At 59.4% G+C, this 14,731-nt stretch carries 13 protein-coding genes; 9 read left to right on the top strand and 4 right to left on the bottom strand.

Features of this window, described 5'->3' with window-relative positions:
* Positions 1–112 precede the first annotated feature (112 nt).
* Positions 113–412: a DUF1236 domain-containing protein gene (locus AC0L17_RS10860; protein ID WP_031256955.1), complete on the bottom strand. Its 300-nt coding sequence runs from the start codon at positions 410–412 to the stop codon at positions 113–115.
* Positions 413–732: 320 nt separating this feature from the next.
* Positions 733–1,032 (bottom strand): DUF1236 domain-containing protein, encoded by a 300-nt coding sequence (locus AC0L17_RS10855; protein ID WP_027156174.1) that lies wholly within the window; start codon positions 1,030–1,032, stop codon positions 733–735.
* 354 nt (positions 1,033–1,386) lie between these two features.
* Between AC0L17_RS10855 and AC0L17_RS10850 the strand changes: the two genes are divergently transcribed.
* From AC0L17_RS10850 to AC0L17_RS10840, 3 genes are all read left to right on the top strand, one after another.
* Positions 1,387–1,707, top strand: a complete 321-nt coding sequence (locus tag AC0L17_RS10850) for a DUF3606 domain-containing protein (RefSeq protein WP_473515812.1) — start codon at positions 1,387–1,389, stop codon at positions 1,705–1,707.
* A 278-nt stretch (positions 1,708–1,985) separates the two neighbouring features.
* Positions 1,986–3,389, top strand: coding sequence for a sensor histidine kinase (locus AC0L17_RS10845; RefSeq protein WP_473515832.1), 1,404 nt, complete (start codon positions 1,986–1,988; stop codon positions 3,387–3,389).
* Entirely contained in the window at positions 3,389–4,063 is a 675-nt protein-coding gene (locus AC0L17_RS10840; protein WP_473513718.1) for a LuxR C-terminal-related transcriptional regulator, read from the top strand. The genes AC0L17_RS10845 and AC0L17_RS10840 overlap by 1 nt, the downstream gene beginning before the upstream one ends.
* Positions 4,064–4,097: 34 nt before the next feature.
* Here AC0L17_RS10840 and AC0L17_RS10835 read toward each other — a convergent pair whose 3' ends face one another.
* Together AC0L17_RS10835 and AC0L17_RS10830 are read right to left on the bottom strand one after the other, a co-directional pair.
* Entirely contained in the window at positions 4,098–4,682 is a 585-nt protein-coding gene (locus tag AC0L17_RS10835) for a hypothetical protein (protein ID WP_473515811.1), read from the bottom strand.
* Between the two features lie 844 nt (positions 4,683–5,526).
* A complete protein-coding gene (locus AC0L17_RS10830; RefSeq protein ID WP_473515810.1) occupies positions 5,527–6,258 on the bottom strand; it encodes a DUF1236 domain-containing protein in 732 nt (243 codons plus the stop codon).
* A 751-nt stretch (positions 6,259–7,009) separates the two neighbouring features.
* Between AC0L17_RS10830 and AC0L17_RS10825 the strand changes: the two genes are divergently transcribed.
* The 6 genes from AC0L17_RS10825 to AC0L17_RS10800 all read left to right on the top strand — a co-directional run bounded on the left by AC0L17_RS10825 (position 7,010) and on the right by AC0L17_RS10800 (position 14,639).
* Entirely contained in the window at positions 7,010–7,312 is a 303-nt protein-coding gene (locus AC0L17_RS10825; protein WP_473515809.1) for a DUF982 domain-containing protein, read from the top strand.
* A gap of 302 nt (positions 7,313–7,614) precedes the next feature.
* A complete protein-coding gene (locus AC0L17_RS10820; RefSeq protein WP_473515808.1) occupies positions 7,615–8,151 on the top strand; it encodes a c-type cytochrome in 537 nt (178 codons plus the stop codon).
* 676 nt (positions 8,152–8,827) lie between these two features.
* Entirely contained in the window at positions 8,828–10,513 is a 1,686-nt protein-coding gene (locus AC0L17_RS10815; RefSeq protein ID WP_473515807.1) for a sulfatase-like hydrolase/transferase, read from the top strand.
* Positions 10,514–10,545: 32 nt separating this feature from the next.
* Positions 10,546–11,370: a CDP-diacylglycerol--serine O-phosphatidyltransferase gene (gene pssA / locus AC0L17_RS10810; protein WP_473495626.1), complete on the top strand. Its 825-nt coding sequence runs from the start codon at positions 10,546–10,548 to the stop codon at positions 11,368–11,370.
* Positions 11,371–11,907: 537 nt separating this feature from the next.
* Positions 11,908–12,381 (top strand): (2Fe-2S)-binding protein, encoded by a 474-nt coding sequence (locus AC0L17_RS10805; RefSeq protein WP_473515806.1) that lies wholly within the window; start codon positions 11,908–11,910, stop codon positions 12,379–12,381.
* An 11-nt stretch (positions 12,382–12,392) separates the two neighbouring features.
* Positions 12,393–14,639 (top strand): xanthine dehydrogenase family protein molybdopterin-binding subunit, encoded by a 2,247-nt coding sequence (locus AC0L17_RS10800; RefSeq protein ID WP_473515805.1) that lies wholly within the window; start codon positions 12,393–12,395, stop codon positions 14,637–14,639.
* Positions 14,640–14,731: the final 92 nt, after the last annotated feature.

Raw genomic sequence — 14,731 nt, 5'->3', positions numbered from 1 at the left:
CTCGTGAGTAAATCACTCTTCTTTCCTTTTACTCTATACCACCCCCCCCCTCCCACCCCCCCCCCCCGCCGTCTCGCGCGGGCCCCGGGCCTCTCCTCCCCTCGCGTTCAGGTCACTGAATGATCTTGACGATCTTGCGTGTGCCGGGATCAACAAGAACGGTGCGATTGTCAACGACGACGTAGCGATACTCGACGTCGGGAACCTCGTGAAGCTCGACCGTCTCGGGTATCGTTGAACCGATATTGAGTTCCACCCCAGGGAGTTCCACGGATGCGAGCGGCTGCTTTTTCACATATTCCCTGATCACGGTCTCCTGTTCAGGCGCGATGATCACGTCCTGAGCGGCAACAGCGCCAACGCTGGCCAGCAGAAAAAGGCCCGCGGCTGCGGTGGAAAGATGCATTCTCATAACTGCCTCCTTTATGTCTGTGATTTGTAAGCCCATTTGCGCCGGACGGCATCAGCGCCTTGCTTACCCAAACTTGAGGCAGCCGCAAACGTTCCTTAGCTGGGCTTCGGTCCGATTCGGCAGGCCTTTGCGTAGGACCTAAGTCTGACGCGTCCAAAGGACGATGCCGCGGGTGTCGGGGCGCACCGACTGCACGCTTCAATTGCTATGAACCATGGGCGCTATGAAACCGTAGGCGCTATGAACCGTAGGCGACAGCGAAACGGCAAGAAGGCCCGCCGCGTCCAAGCGGCGAGCTTCTCCTCCCCAGGCCATTTCAGTCAATCGATGATTTTAACGATCCTGCGTGTGCCTGGATCAACAAGAACGGTCCGATTGTCGACGACGACGTAGCGATATTGGACGTCGGGAACCTCATGAAGCTCGACCGTCTCGGGCAGCGCCGAGCCGATATTGAGCTCCACGCCAAGCAGGTTCACCGAGGCGAGCGGCTGCTTTTTCACATACTCCCTGATGACGGTCTCCTGTTCGGGCTGGATGATCACGTCCTGGGCAGCCACGGCGCCGACACTTGCCAGCAGCAGAAATCCTGCGGCTGCAGTGGAAAGATGCATTCTCATAAGTTTTTCCTTCCTAATGAGCTGTCTTGCGCTGGGACGCATCTTCGTCGCGCCAAGCTCGCCTTCAACAACGAGACAGCTGCAAACGTTCCGCGGCTGGGCTTCGGTCCGACCAGAGACGCCATGCCGTTGGACCTAAGTCTGAATTGTCGTGCGCAAAGGGCGACGATGGCGTGTGGCCCGGAACCACGACTGCCAGCACTCGTTGCTCGCCGTGCGTCACGGGAGGAATCGATGGAGAATAGTGTTCACCAAGCCCGCTGGCTACTTGCACCGGTCTTCGCTGTCTCCATTGCCTTCCTGGCAATTGGAATAGTCGTCAGCTGACGAACGACCGACTTGACGATGGGGCTGATGGACGAAGATATCTGCGCAGCTAAGTCCCTTCCTGCGCCGATAAGGGACCACCCGCCATTCCTCGATTTGGCGGGTGGTCCCTCGTTTGCGTCCAATGTTCAAACGAGCTTCAGTGGGAAAACGGAAATGGACGACAACAACAAAGATCGATCGTTTCTCGACCGCGACCGCCTGTCGGTGGACCAGTATTACGAGGTGGAGCATTTCGCGCGAGAAAATGGCGTTTCGCCCAGCCAGGTCAGCAGGCTGATCAAAAAGAACGGCAACGATCGGATGACCCTTACGCAAGCGGTGAGAACATTGCGCGACCGGAAGTGAAAGTACGCAGCACCTTCCGCCGCTGCCAGGGGGGCGACAGGTGCCGGTAGCACGTGGTTGAGGCGTCATATTTGCTGCCTCGCTCAACCATGGCAGTGGTGCTTGCGCAAAAAACCGCAACGTTGCGGTTTTCGTCCAGCCCGCAAGCCCTAAGTTCCCTTGTTATTGATCGGTGCAGATCAAAGATGGCGTCATTTAGCGTCGTTCGACGACAGATTGGCTGGTTCTCTCGAATCGTGCCGCTGGCGCGACGCGCCGCCGACCGGGCCGGTGGAGATATGGCGCCATACAGACCGACAAGATTGCTCGATCGGTGGAATGCACTGTCGCTGGCCACTCAGTTTCTGCTCGCCGGCGGGCTGTTCTCGCTGTCGGCGATGATCGTGGTGGGAATGTCCGTGACAAGCCAGATTGAAGCTGCGGTCACCCGGAACTCGGCCGCCTCTACCGCTCTTTACGTCGACAGCGTCATCGCGCCGCTGCTTCCCGACATGCGCAGGAGCGAGATGCTGGACGAGAGTGTTGCGCACGCGCTGGATGAAACGCTGGGACAAGGCGCGCTCGGCAAAAGGCTCGAATCGTTCAAGCTATGGCGCCGCGATGGCACCATCCTCTATTCAACCAATAAAAATCTGGTCGGGAAGCGCTTTCCACTCAGCGACAATCTCCGGGCCGCATTCGCCGGCGACATGGTTGCTGAAATGGACAGGCACTACGATAACCAGGCTGAGAGGGACAGCGGCCTGCATCTTCTTGAAATCTATAATCCGATGCTTCAGCCATGGTCGGGCGAAGTTGTGGCTGTTTTGGAATTCGACGAGATCGCTACCGATTTTGAAAAGGATCTCCGGCAGGCACTCGTTCGGACCTGGTTCGATGTCGCAGCCGTCACCGCGGTTTTTTTCATCGGTCTTTCGGTGATCGTTTTTCGTGGCAGCCGCACGATTCGTTCGCAGAGCCGCTCCTTGAAGCAGCGCATTGCCGAACTTTCCGTCCTGGTTGCTCAAAACAGAATGTTGAGGCTGCGGGTGCAGCGTGCTTCGCAGCGCGCCACGGCACTTAACGAACGTTACCTCAGGCGGATCGGCGCTGACCTGCACGACGGGCCGGCGCAACTGGTTGCCCTCGCTGCGCTAGGGATTGACAGCCCCGTGCTAGCCGATCCTGCCACCCCGGCTGCGGCGCGCGCGCGGGAATTGCAGGTGGTCAAAGCGAATCTGGACGATGCAATGCGAGAAATCAGGAATGTCAGCAAGGGTCTTATGCTGCCACATGTCGAGAATGCCGAGCTGACGGAAATCCTCGAGCTTGCCGTGCGAGCGCACGAAGAGCGGACCGGCGTCAAAGTGATGCTGTCCATGACCGGGAACCACACACCCTTGTCGCCAGCGGCCAAGATCTGCATCTTTCGCTTCATTCAGGAGGCGCTGAACAACGGCTTCCACCATGCCGGGGGTGCCGGTCAATCAGTCGCGAAACATTTCGACGGGGAGCGCGTTTCTATCGAGGTTTCCGACACCGGCCCAGGTTTCGACCCGAAGATCATCCACCCTGAACGGCTGGGGCTCATCGGGCTGCGTGAGCGGGTAGAAAGCCTCGGCGGCCAATTTGATGTAACATCTTCACAGGATGGCACGGTGGTGAAAATGGTTCTCAACACAGTCGAAATAGGACAGGCGTGATGGCAGCGGCCATAAAGCTCGCCATTGTCGATGACCATCCGCTGTTCAGGGAAGGCGTTGTGCGCACCCTCGAGCAGATCGGCGGGTTCGAGATCGTTGCCCAAGGCAGCAGTAGAGATGACGCCTTGCGGATATCGGAAGACCAGCAGCTCGATATTCTGCTGATGGACATCTCGGTGCCTGGAGGGGGCCTCAGCGCGGTCGAACCGGCTCTGGAGCGGCACCCGGATCTGAAAATCGTGATGCTGACCGTTTCGGAGGAAAACCAGCACGTCATGACCGCCTTGCAGAGCGGGGCAAGAGGCTATGTCCTAAAAGGTGTCGGATCGAGAACCCTGGCCGCCATACTGCGCACGGTGGCGATGGGCGAACGGTATGTTTGTCCGCAATTGTCGGCGCGCGTGTTGGTCGACCTGTCCAGCCAACCAACCGCGATCGAGAAACCCGACGTTCTGGCCGAACTCACCAGTCGCGAAAGAGAGATCCTGACGCTCGTTGCCGCGGGATTGAGCAACAAGCGGATCGGTCTTCAGCTGAACCTGCACGAGAAAACCATAAAGCATCACATGACGCGGATTCTGGCCAAGCTCAATGTGAGCAACCGCACCGAAGCCGCGATGACATTGCGCGACGCGACCGAGCATCAGCATCCGCCTGTCCGCGATCCTGCATGAAGCAAGACAGCCTTGCGGCCTGTGGAACGCGCCATCACTCGATCATCCGGAGCAGTCTTGCCCGATCGGATTTCTTTGCCTGCCGCCGAATGATGGTGCGGCCCATGGCATCGCGCATCTCGTAATGGCCGCCGTCGATGCGCTCGCTCAGCCCGTTGGAATGCACCACACCCACGCTTGCCCCGCGCACCTCGATCCGGTCTCCAGTGGTCACGTTAATATACGTCTTGGGCTTGTTGCCAGGATTTAGCGCGGTAGCCGGATTTGTCGGCGGCGTGACGTTCAGTGCTTTTGTTTCGTTCGCATTGCCGTTCGGGTCCGTGGCCTGTGGGGCTGCGGCATTTCCAGGGTCTGTGGCATTTCCAGGGTCTGTGGCATTTCCAGGAGCGTTTCCAGAGTTGCCGGGGCTTTCAGTGTCTCCTGAGTTGCCGGAGCCAGAGTTGCCGGAGCCGGAGTTGCCGGAGCCAGAGTTGCCGGAGCCGGAGTTGCCGGAATCAGAGTTGCCGGAGTCTGAGTTCCCAGCGTTCCCAGAGTTCCCTTGTGCCCAGGCGGCCTGTGGGCTTAGCGTCAGGGACAGGCCGTCCTGTGCCACACGGTAGGGGCTGACGACGAGAACCAAGGCTGATGCGCTCAGGCAGATGGCGACGCGAAGCCCTCGAAGAGATTTGAGACTGCGCTGCGATTGAGGCCGGGCAGGCCGCGCACCGGCGAGAACTCTTGTCTCACAATGCTTCGGGCGCTGCGGCCGTATTGCGTCTGTGATCAATGAATTTGCCAATAGCACGCCAGAATATCCTTTTGCCGTCACGCCCTATGTTGCATCTCTGCCTATTTCGAATTCGCCCAAGTCAATCCTTCGCCCAAGCCAATCTTCTGAACTGCACCGATTTATCAGGCTTTCGCCATCATCGGGCTGTGTCAAGACCCACCAGTCTCAAGGGGGAGAACCGGTGGGTCTCGCTGGCGCAGGAAGGGACTCATGACTGCGCGAGTGCGTTGCCTTCATCGGTGGACCTCATCAGCCGATGAAAAGCCCGACGGCGGCGACCCCGAACACCAGGCCAAATACCGGAAAAAGCAGCCAACGTGCCTGGTGAATGCTGGGGTCCATTGCAGCCTCCTGTCACGGTGTCGGCATCGCAACGACGCCTGCAGGAACTCGGTTCCTACAAACTCCCCCATTTCAGGCTTTTGCCATAGCGGTCCCGGACCAAAGCACTGCCTGAGCCAGCCCATGGTCGGCAAGCGGCCAGACCGAAGTCCTAGCTCAGGCCTTTTGAGCAGGGAGGACGCCGTCCAGATGTAATCCAGGTGGGAAGCGGCTGGAAGGAACCTCGACACGCAGAAAGCCTGTCAGTTTGAACAGGCGTAATAGCCGTGCCTTCGGTGGCAGAGACTTGTCGATGCAGACGAGGGGTCCGCCGTGGGGGCAGCGGACCCCTCGATTAACCCGAACTAGGGCGTCAGGTCAGAATAAGGACGATCTTGAATGTATCCGGGTCGACGATGACAATACGGCCATCGGCCAACACGAAATACTGGTACTCTTCGTAAGCTGGGACGATCTCGATGATTCGCCGTGGCAGAGGACGCAGTTCAACCCTCTGCCGCGGAACCTCGACACCGACTGAGATGTCAAAGTCGACGTCGGCAACCGGTTCGACCTTTTCCTGCTTGAGGATCTGGGTGACTTGCGTTTTCTGCTCAACGGTCACATTGCTGATCGCGCCGGTCTCCGTCTCATCCTGTGACTGAGTAGTGCCCTGAGTCTGCTGCTCGGTGGCAGTACCGGCCTCGCCCTGGGTCTGCTGCTCGGTCTGGGTCTTGGCCTTGTCCTGCGCCTGTTGCTCGGTTGTGGCGCCGGCCTCGCCCTGGGTCTGCTGCTCGGTCTTGGCCTTGTCCTGCGCCTGTTGCTCGGTTGTGGCGCCAGCCTCGCCCTGGGTCTGCTGCTCAGTGGTTACGCCGGCTTTACCCTGGGCTTGCTCGTCGGTCTGCATCTTCGCCTTGCCTTGAGCCTGCTCCTCGGTGGTGGCGCCGGCCTTACCCTGTTCGCCCATCGCACCTTCCGGGCAACCGGCCGAGCCGGCCGGGCAGTCGGTGCCGGACTGGCTTTGGGCCGGCTGCTGTTCCTGAGCGAATGCTGCGCCACAGCCAACGCCTATGGCCAGCATACTGGTGATCAGAACTTTTTTCACGAGACGTCTCCTTCGAAAAGTCTGTCCCTTCATGGGGAAAACCACCTCTGGAATGTTTTGTTCCAGGCGAATTGACCGGGCGCGGAAGCCGCGTCCAGGCGCGCGCCGGACTGAGCCAGCAAGCGCGCCGAATAGGCCGTGTCCTTGTTCCAGCAGAGGCGCGGGCTCTCCGTTCGGCCCACTCTTCCAACTGGCGGTTGGTAGACGCCGGGCAGCCGGCACGCGAATGATTTTTCTCGGTCCGCGCGCACCGGGCACATTCTCAGCCCCCAAGCCGTGCTTGGTGACCGCTTGATCGCCCCGTCGCACCTGCGGGTACGGCGGACTTTTTTGCCTGCGCCAGCCTGTGAGGCTGGAACACTGTCCTGGGACGAAAGTTTAGTGCCAGCAGTGTAGTATTGTCCCCTCATACAATGCTGCGAGATCGGTAGCTCCGGTCAGCCCGCGTCTTCTCCCCGAGGGCGCGGGCTTTCTGCTGTTGTCCAGGCTTTCCGGCATGACGAATGCTGCCGACGGCCTTTGCGAGAGTTCGGTTTCATCGGGAGCGATGGCGTTCAGACCGTCCTCGGCTGCGGGTTGCAGCGCTACACAGCGACGTTCCGCATGCGGTCCCTGTCCTGCGAGGAGGTTTGCTTCAGTCCCGAATTGGCCGTTCCTTGACAGCAAAAAGTGCGCTTCACATATTTTCCGCAGCCGTCGCTCACGGCTCTCGTGGAAGCTCAAACACTCGTTCAGTTGAATGGAGGTTGTAATGAACGACAGGACTTTCGACCGGCCTGTTTTCGTCAGGAAAGGGGAGTTCATGGTGGAGGAAATCGAATGCTTGGCCGATGCTTTCGAGTTCCTGCAGGAATGGCCGAACAATCGCCGAGGGGCAATCTTTGACACGGCGTTCCGCGCCTGCCAGCGCGCCTATGATGGCCAGGTTCCCATTTCCGTTGCACGCGAGGCTCTCGCCAGCTTCGCGAGATCGGCCAAAATCCTCGAGGACGCCTCTGCAGCTATGCCCTGGATGACGGCACAGAAAACCGGTCGCGGTGGCGTGACGGCGTAACCGATGTAGCTGCCTAAAGCGCGTCGCGTTGGAATGGACCCGTGCGACGCAGGCGGCGCGCTTAGTTTTTTGAAGTTATGCACGCCGTATTGCAAAACGCTGCGCACCCTCGGTTCCAGCCCGAGGACGTGCTTTTGCGCGACATGCATCAGCGGAAACATGGCCGGCGCCGCAGGGAGCGGGGAGGTGGGGTTGCCTAGGTTGGCGCCGGCCAGGCGGCGTTGGGGTTCGCCACGAAGGAAGCGTAGCAAAGTGTGCCACATCGGTTATGGCGTGATCGCGGAAGTTCGCCGGGCCTGCCTATGCCTCAGGGGATTTCCATTCCAACGTTGTTTGTTCGAGGGGCTTTACCTGCGCGCGCTCGCCGATTTGGAGCGGCGTGCTCGCCGATCGGAACTGCGTACTTAGAAATCGCACTTCTGGGCTTATGCAACGAACGCCAGCTAATCCGGCTTTGGCACAGAGGTTATCGTCGCCAGATAGAAGCCCGAGCAAATCGAAGTCGGATCATCTCTTCACTAAGCAATTCCGGTCGGGCTTTTTGGCCGTCCAATTCGGGAACAATTAGCGTGAAAAGAATTCTGCTCAGCGTCGCGTCCTCTGCCTTGGCCCTTCTGTCGGTATCTGTCCCTGCCTTTGCGGAGGGAGATGCTGCGCTGGGGCAAAGAGCGTTTCAACGCTGCTCAGGATGTCATTCAACCGCCGACCAGGGAAAAGCCGGCCCCGGCCTCGGCGGCATTGTCGGACGGCCCGCCGGATCTATGGAGGGGTTCCGTTATTCGGAAGCCCTGAAGTCGTCCGGATTGGTGTGGGACGAGGCAACGCTCGACCGGTTCTAGCGGCGCCCCGCGAGGTTGTTCCGAAAACGACGATGACGATGGCCGTGTCCAAGCCTGAGGACCGACAGAATATTGTCGCATACCTGAAGTCCTTGTCGCAGTAGGCTCGAATTTGCATCCCGGAATGCGGGCATCGTTTTCGAATCCGCCCGCCATCGGAAAGTGGCGAGCCACCTTCCGCAATGCGCCGGCCTCCAACCCTGAGCACACGTGCAGTCTCTGCGACCTGCGGCAACGGACCCGCTTTGTTCTGACGTCCACCCCAACATTGCCAGGTGCTTTTCGAAGGTGAGCGGTGTTCGACGCCGCGCACGCCGGCTTCGTTCCAGACTTTGAACCGTAATGTCTTTGCCTACATGATTCCGTCCGCACGTGGTCCGTCAGAGAGGCGTCCGAGGACGTTGCGCAGGTATCCTGTTCCCCATCGGGCTGATGCTAGGCCTGCTTCTACTCCCTTTGCTTGGTGCATGGCCTGTGAGGCACCGCCTTTCTGCTGTCCGACAACGTCATCTATCTGTCATATTGTGAACTTCCCGAAAACTTAGCCGACGATAGACTCCCTGCCTGAACACCCCAAAGCGTGGCCAATGCTGGGCGACTGGGAAGGGGGGAGGGAATGGGGAGGCAAGGCGGTGTCAATGCGACAAGGGGGGCACTTCTTGCCCTGAAATGCGCGTTGCTGCTCGCCGTGATCCTCCTCACCAATCATGGCTTTATCGACCGCATCCGGTTGCTCATTGACGATCAGCGCCAGCTGACCTTGATGATCTTCAGCATCATCTGGGTCATCTCTGTGTTGGCAGTGTTGGCCGCTGCCTTTCATCCCAACTGGATCATTCGGCTCCTGTGGGCCGTCCCCCTCGCGATATCAAGCGCCGCAGCCTATGGCTATTACCTTGTCCAAGGGTCCGAGTTCTTCATCTTCGACGTTCTCAATTTCTGGACGGTCCGTCACGAGGCTCACAGGGCATCCGAATTTTATTCCAACGCGATTTGGTGGTCGGTCGCTGTCGCGATATTGGGTGTTGTCGCAATCGCCATGCCCCCCTCCCTTCCGCCACTGGCGACACGCAAGACCAGATACTGGTCACCACTAGTGCCCATGTTGCCGATCGTCCTCATTGCGGGCGTGGTTATTTATCGAGAGGGCAAAGGTTCAGAAGCGTTGCCAAAGCAGTTCTCGCCGCTGTCCCTGGCAGCGATCGCAGCTTACAAGTTGAACAGTGGAACGTTCCCGGAACGGGAAATCGTATCCATGACGCCGGAACGAAAACAGGCGCGGGCTATCGTGCTGCTGGTCGACGAAAGCATTCGGTCCGACTTCGTAAGTCTTGAGCCCCGTAACCCCGTCACTCCGCAACTGGCCGAACTCAGAAGCCGATTGATTGATTTTGGCCCCGCTGTGTCCGGCTCAAATTGCTCTCTTCAATCGAACGCATTGCTTCGCTTCATGGCCTATCCTCGAGATCTAATCCAGTCAGTCAAGGCGAGCCCGACAGTTTGGCAGTATGCAAAGAGGGCAGGTTATCGCACCGTGTTCATAGACGCCCAGGCAGGTTTCGTCACCGTCTATGGCAAACTGCAAAACTACATGACGCCCGCCGAAGCGATTTCGATCGACCGATTCTACAAGTTGGACAATGCAATTCGAACGCATGATCTCGACGATGAACTCGTTAATATCGTGCTCAAGGAAATGAGCGTCGGCGATCCTGTTTTTATATACGCGAACAAGAATGGCGCGCATTTTCCATACAGTGACGGGTCGCCTGCGGAGTTTGCATCCGACGCCGGCACCTCAGGGACGCTTCAATCCTATGCAAACGCGGTGCGCTGGTCGACAGACCGCACTTTGTCTCGTTTGATCGATGGGGCCGACTGGAGGGACGCAACGATGATTTACACGTCGGACCATGGACAAAATTTCAGCGTCGGCCGTCTCACGCACTGCAGTTCATATACGAATGTAGACCCGAACGAAGCCATAGTTCCAATGTTGGTTTCAACCGGGGATGAGGAGCTTCGGGCCCGCTTTGAGAAAGTCGCCAAGCAATATCCGAACATGGCCACTCATTTTGCGATAGCGCCAACGCTGTTGGAGTTGATGGGGTACCGACCATCCGAAATATCGGCTCGATACGAAAGCTCCCTCCTTCACGGCCTTACATCGCAGCTTCAGTTCGTAACAGACGATATCCTCGGATTGTTCTCCAATCGTCCCGCTTGGCACTCCGTCGATCCAACGATTCAAAAGGGTCGCCAGCGGCTTGACCTCCTGGTTACGCTGACGAACTCGCTTCCGAATATTTGCGAGGGCGGCATTGGCTGCGTCGCAGAACCAGAACCAATCTCGAGCGAATAGCAGGGGATGGCAGAGAAAAAGGAAGATCGACAATGGCGAAAGAACGCAAGTCGGCTGACGCGGCATTGAACGACAGCAAGAACACGCTATCGGATGGCCGCAAAACACATTCTCGACTTGTCCAGCAGATACCCAACGCCATAACAGCGCTGGCGCTTTGCTCGGGCTTGGCTTCCGTTCGCTTCTCGATCGAAAACGAGTTCGAATTCGCACTGTTGGCGATCGTCGTGGCAGCAGTGCTCGACGGTCTTGATGGCCGTCTGGCGAGGCGATTGCATGCGTCGTCACAGTTCGGAGCCGAATTTGACAGTCTTGCGGATTTTCTTAGCTTCGGCGTAGCGCCGATCGTCCTGCTTTTCTTTTGGGGCGAGGCATTGATGACCGGCCCGTTCAGCCTGTGCCTAATGGCATTCGCTCTTGCTTCGGCCGCGCGCCTGGCGCGCTTCAATGCGCAGTCAAATTCGGCAGCAGCGGCATGGCAGAAAGCGTATTTCACTGGGATGCCGACACCGGCCGCTGCCCTAACGGTTTTGTTGCCCATATCGCTGGCTCCGCCGACACCTGCAACTGTTCAGATTGCGGGGCTGCACGCCGCTCTGATCGCTTTCTTGATGGTTTCGACGATCCCGACTTTTTCCGGGAAGAAGTGGGCTTGCCAAGTCCCCAAGTGGATGATGATCGCGTTGTTCTTAGCAGTTGCAGGGCTAGTTGCGGCCGTCGTGCTCTACCCCAGCGAGTTTCTGGTTGTTCTGACTGTCCTTTATCTCGCCTCCATTCCGATCAGCTGGATCAGTTTCCGTCATGATGAGAAAATTCACGACGAAATCGATGTCGAAACCGCTCGCGTAGTGGAATGACATCTGGAAGCCTTGATGGCTGTCCAGGTCCCGGCTCGGGCAGGCAGCAACTACCTCGCGGCAACGGCCGCCTCCCACCTATGGCGACCTTCCGAACGTCTGCAACGAGCAGGGCCGCGCCGCTCTTCCCCGATCTGTGAGGACGGTCTCGGGCGGGTACCAAGCGTTCGATTCAATCCACTCTAGCCGGGTTTATGCACAGCGCTGAACGTTTGGCGGCCTAGGTGTTGATCTTCCGAAGCGGAAGCAGCAGTCCTTTTCAGGGCCGTTCGCCGCAACTGGCGCATCTACTGCTTTTCGATCCCCGTGAACGGCAATGCCGGCGCTGACCGCGCAAACGCGGACGTGCCTCGCCTGTGTGACGCATTCAGAAACCACGTTTCTAAGGTCATGCAAATTGCGCAGTCTAATCCAGCATCGCCCGGCGAGCTAGGTTTAGCGCTAGCCACCAGATTGCCAATGTCTCAGTCGGCCGGGAAGCCCCAGGCCGCTTGGGAAACCTGTTCGGGTGGAGCAACCCAGGAGAACCTACCGGCCATGATCTCACTGAATATCAACGGGCGAGAGCACGAGGTTGACGTTGACCCCGAAACCCCGATCCTTTGGGTCCTGCGTGACACGCTCGGAATGGGCGGCACCAAATTCGGCTGCGGCGCAGCGCTCTGTGGCGCCTGTACGGTGCATCTGGATGGCGAGGCAATCCGCTCGTGCAGCACACCGGTTTCCGCCGTTGAAAGCGGCAGGATCACCACGATTGAAAAGACAACGGACGGCACCGACCGTGTCGGCGCGGCTGTCCACGCTGCATGGGTCAGGCACGACGTGGCACAATGCGGCTACTGTCAGAGCGGCCAGATCATGAGCGCGACGGCCTTGCTCGCGTCGCTGTCGCCCGGAGCGCAGCCGACCGCCGAAGAGATCGACTCCGCCATGGCCGGAAACATCTGCCGCTGTGGAACCTATGTCCGTATCCGCGCCGCTATAGCCGACGCCGCCAGCACCCTCGTCTGAAGGAGACGCATATGTTCCCCAACGTGGATCACAAAGAGCTGCCGAGTGCGCTGCAACACATCATGGAACGGGGCCGTTCAACGACGGTCCAGGCGATGCCACGCCGCAGCTTTCTCAAGCTGGCGGGGACCCTCGGCCTGGCTGTCGGCATTTTCCCTGATTTGGCAGTCGCGCAGTCGTCCGAGGCCGATGAGGCGGCAGCCAGTCTGAAGCCGACCGAGCAGCCCTCTGCATTTGTCCACATCGCGCCCAATGGAGAGGTTACGGTTACGATCAACCGGCTGGAGTTCGGTCAAGGCGTCCAAACGGCATTGCCCATGATCCTTGCCGAAGAACTCGATGCGGACTGGAACCTGGTGCGCAGCCAACTCGGCACCAATGACATCGCCTATGTCGATCCGCTCTTCGGCATGCACCTTACCGGCGGTTCGAACACAATCAAGAACAGCTTTACGCAGTATCGCGAACTGGGTGCTCGTGTTCGCGCCATGCTGCTGGCGGCCGCTGCGACCCGCTGGAATGTGGATGTGTCCACTCTGCGAACCGAGGCCGGCGCGGTTCTGGCCTCCGATGGCCGCAAGCTCGGTTATGGAGAGCTTGCCGAGGCGGCCATGGCCTTGCCGGTGCCGCAGAAGATTGCGCTGAAGGATCCCAAGTATTTCCGCATCATCGGCCAACCCACCCGGCGTTTGGACGCTCAAGCCAAGAGCAGCGGCCAACAGAGTTTTGGCATCGACTTCAAGCTGCCGGGACAGTTGACGGCCGTGGTGGCTCGTCCTCCCGTCTTCGGAGCCAAGATAGCCACCCTGGACGACAGCGCAGCCCGGGCGGTCAAGGGCGTGAAGGCCGTCCTGCGCGTGCCGCTGGATCGCGGTGCCGAGGGCGTGGCCGTCGTGGCCGACGGATATTGGCAGGCGTCTCAGGGCCGCGATGCCCTCAAGGTGGAGTGGGACACATCTGCCGTCGAAAAGGTCGATAGCGAACGGCAACTCGCGCACTATCGCGAGATGGCCACTCGCCCCGGCCCGCGCCAGTTCGATTCCGACATGGTGCCATTGGAAACGGCGCCGCTGAAGCTGGAAGCTGAGTTCGTGTTCCCGTATCTCGCCCACGCAGCGATGGAACCGCTGAACTGCACGGTACGGCTTGCCGATGATCGTGCCGAGATCTGGATGGGAAGCCAAAGTGCCGGACCCGATGCCGCCGCTGCCGCAGCCGCGCTCGGCCTCAAGCCGGAACAGGTCGTGCTTAACGTGCAGATGTCGGGCGGCGGCTTCGGTCGGCGCTTTTCCAGCACCTCCGACACCGTGGTCGAGGCCTGCGAAATAGCCAAGGCCGCCAGGTCGGCGGGGCTGAATGCACCGATCCGTACGCTTTGGAGCCGCGAGGACGATATGAGGGGCGGCTACTACCGTCCATTGCACCTGCACCGCGCCCGCATCGGCTTCGACAAAAAGGGCAAGGTGCTGGCCTGGGATCACAGCATCGTCGGCCAGTCGATACTTACCGGAACCGTGTTCGAGCAGTTCATGGTGAAGAACGGCATCGACGCCGCCACGACGGAGGGCATGCGGGCTCCCTATCCGCTTCCAATGCGGCTGACCGTGCATCATCCCAAGGACAACGTGCCGGTTCTGTGGTGGCGCAGCGTCGGCTCCACCCATACGGCTTATGTGATGGAGACCCTGCTCGACGATATAGCGCGTGCAACCGACCAAGACCCTGTAGCTTACCGCATGCAGCTCTTCGGTGATCAGCACATCCGCCATCGTGACGCATTGCAACTGGCGGTTGACAAGAGCGGGTACTGCAAGACGCAATTGTCCGAGGGGCGGGCCTGGGGTGTGGCGGTGCACGAGTCCTTCAGCTCAGTGGTCGCTTACGTGGTGGAAGCCTCTGTTGCCGATGGACAGCCTAAACTGCATCGGGTCACGGCCGGGGTTCACTGCAATCTGGCCGTCAACCCTCTGACCGTGGAGGCGCAGGTACAGGGCGCGGCGATCATGGGCTTGTCGATGTGCTTGGCAGGCTCTGCAATAACGCTCAAGGACGGCGTCGTCGAGCAGAGCAACTTCAGTGACTATACGGTGGCGCGCATCACCGACGTGCCGGAATTCGACATCCATATCGTGCCTAGCGCCGAACCGCCCACGGGCATGGGCGAGCCCGGCTTGCCACCATTGGCGCCGGCATTTGCCAACGCAATAGCACGGCTCACGGGAAAACCGCTGCGTCAATTGCCGTTCAATCTGACGTAGCCGTTTTTACGCCAGACCGCTTCTGCTCGCTGCTTGCTGTTCCGGCAGCGAGCGAGGCAGATAACCGCCCTGTCGGCGCTCGGCTGCCATCG

Source organism: Mesorhizobium sp. WSM4829 (assembly GCF_055811475.1).
The sequence above is the reverse complement of the archived record's forward strand: the minus strand, read 5'-3'. Positions and strand labels throughout refer to the sequence as shown.

What these genes read in the sequence shown, in the direction of transcription:
- AC0L17_RS10825 (WP_473515809.1), top strand. Translation starts at nt 7,010, where the DNA reads ATGAACGACAGGACTTTCGACCGGCCTGTTTTCGTCAGGAAAGGGGAG.
- AC0L17_RS10820 (WP_473515808.1), top strand. Translation starts at nt 7,615, where the DNA reads ATGCCTCAGGGGATTTCCATTCCAACGTTGTTTGTTCGAGGGGCTTTA.
- AC0L17_RS10845 (WP_473515832.1), top strand. Translation starts at nt 1,986, where the DNA reads ATGGCGCCATACAGACCGACAAGATTGCTCGATCGGTGGAATGCACTG.
- AC0L17_RS10850 (WP_473515812.1), top strand. Translation starts at nt 1,387, where the DNA reads ATGGACGAAGATATCTGCGCAGCTAAGTCCCTTCCTGCGCCGATAAGG.
- AC0L17_RS10855 (WP_027156174.1), bottom strand. Translation starts at nt 1,032, where the DNA reads ATGAGAATGCATCTTTCCACTGCAGCCGCAGGATTTCTGCTGCTGGCA.
- AC0L17_RS10805 (WP_473515806.1), top strand. Translation starts at nt 11,908, where the DNA reads ATGATCTCACTGAATATCAACGGGCGAGAGCACGAGGTTGACGTTGAC.
- AC0L17_RS10800 (WP_473515805.1), top strand. Translation starts at nt 12,393, where the DNA reads ATGTTCCCCAACGTGGATCACAAAGAGCTGCCGAGTGCGCTGCAACAC.
- AC0L17_RS10840 (WP_473513718.1), top strand. Translation starts at nt 3,389, where the DNA reads ATGGCAGCGGCCATAAAGCTCGCCATTGTCGATGACCATCCGCTGTTC.
- AC0L17_RS10860 (WP_031256955.1), bottom strand. Translation starts at nt 412, where the DNA reads ATGAGAATGCATCTTTCCACCGCAGCCGCGGGCCTTTTTCTGCTGGCC.
- pssA (WP_473495626.1), top strand. Translation starts at nt 10,546, where the DNA reads ATGGCGAAAGAACGCAAGTCGGCTGACGCGGCATTGAACGACAGCAAG.